Genomic DNA, 1,310 nt, shown 5'->3' with positions numbered 1-1,310 from the left:
GGGGTCGGCCCGACCGGCACGAACTTCAGCCGCTCCGCCTGGGTGGCGGGCTTGAGCAGCGGCTCCCCGGTGGCCAGCACCTTCGACCAGGTCTGAAGGTCGGTGAGGCCGGAGATGACGGCGCCGGCCGCCCAGCCCCAGGACGGGTTCCAGGTGGTGGCGTCCTCGACCGCGCCGCTGGCCGTCTGGTTGGTGTAGCCGTGGGCGTGCGGGTCCGGGAAGGCCGCGTCGGTCGGCAGGCTGGTCCTGGTGAGCCCGGCCGGGGTGAACACCTGCTGGTTGAGGAAGTCCTGGAGCGGCTGCCCGCCGACCTTCTCGACCACCAGGCCGAGCAGGATCAGGTTGGTGTTGGAGTACTCGAACCGGGCGTTCGGCGCGAAGTTCGCCGGGTGCTTGAACGCGTACGCGAGCAACTGGTCCGGAGTGAAGGGCCGGTTCGGGTCGCTGAAGAACGCCTGCTGGAAGTCGGAGTCCAGGGTGTAGTTGAACAGGCCGCTGCGCATCTCGCCGAGCTCGCGCAGGGTGATGCCGTCACCGCCGGGCACGTTCGGGACGTACTTGGAGATCGGGTCGTCCAGGCCCACCTTGCCCTGGTCCACCAGCCGCAGGACGCCGGTGGCGGTGAAGGTCTTGGACACGCTGCCGATCCGCATGTACAGGTTGGGCGACATCGGCGTCCCGGAATCCTTGTCGGCGACGCCGAAGGTGCGCTGGTAGCTGCCGTCGGGGGTGGTGTAGCCGACGATCACCCCGGGGATGGAGACCTCGCTCATCACCTGCTTGATCGCGTCGTCCAGACGGCTCGTGACGTCCGGGGTGAGCGGCACCACCGCGCCGGTGGCGCTGCCCGTCGGCGTGGCGGTCGGGCTCAGCGCGGCCGGTTCGGCGGTGACGGCCGGACCGGCCTGCCGCGCGGGCTCCGTGCTCCCGGAGCAGGCGGAGACGGCGAGCAGGCCGCTCAGCGCGAGGGCGGCGGAGGCCACCCGTACGGACCGGGGGACGGCCGGGCGCGAAGAGCGGTGGACCCGCACGGAGCGGGGAACGGCCGGTCGGGGCCGTCGGGTGTCGGTCATCGGCGCAGGCGCCTCTCTGGGGCGGACGGCCCCTTGGCGAAGGGCCCCGGAGCGCTGCCCGGCAGGCCGGGGCGCTGCTCCACGGGGGCGCGGGGGAGCGTCGCCACCGTAAGCACCGCCGTCGTGCGGGCGCGCGCGGGTCGAGGCCCGGCTGGACCGAACGGGAGCGCGCTCAGCCGGGTGCCCCGTCCGGCTGGCGGCCCGGTGCCACCCACCCCCGGCGGCATCACGCAACCC

At 73.4% G+C, this 1,310-nt stretch carries 1 protein-coding gene; it reads right to left on the bottom strand.

Annotation, left to right across the window (positions count from 1 at the left end):
* A partial coding sequence (locus ACIQOV_RS41755; protein ID WP_401056411.1) for a serine hydrolase domain-containing protein occupies positions 1-1,073 on the bottom strand: 1,073 nt, incomplete at its 3' end.
* Between the last annotated feature and the right edge of the window lie 237 nt (positions 1,074-1,310).

This window comes from Kitasatospora sp. NPDC091257, assembly GCF_044757675.1.
Classification (GTDB): domain Bacteria; phylum Actinomycetota; class Actinomycetes; order Streptomycetales; family Streptomycetaceae; genus Kitasatospora; species Kitasatospora lactacystinica.
The sequence above is the reverse complement of the archived record's forward strand: the minus strand, read 5'-3'. Positions and strand labels throughout refer to the sequence as shown.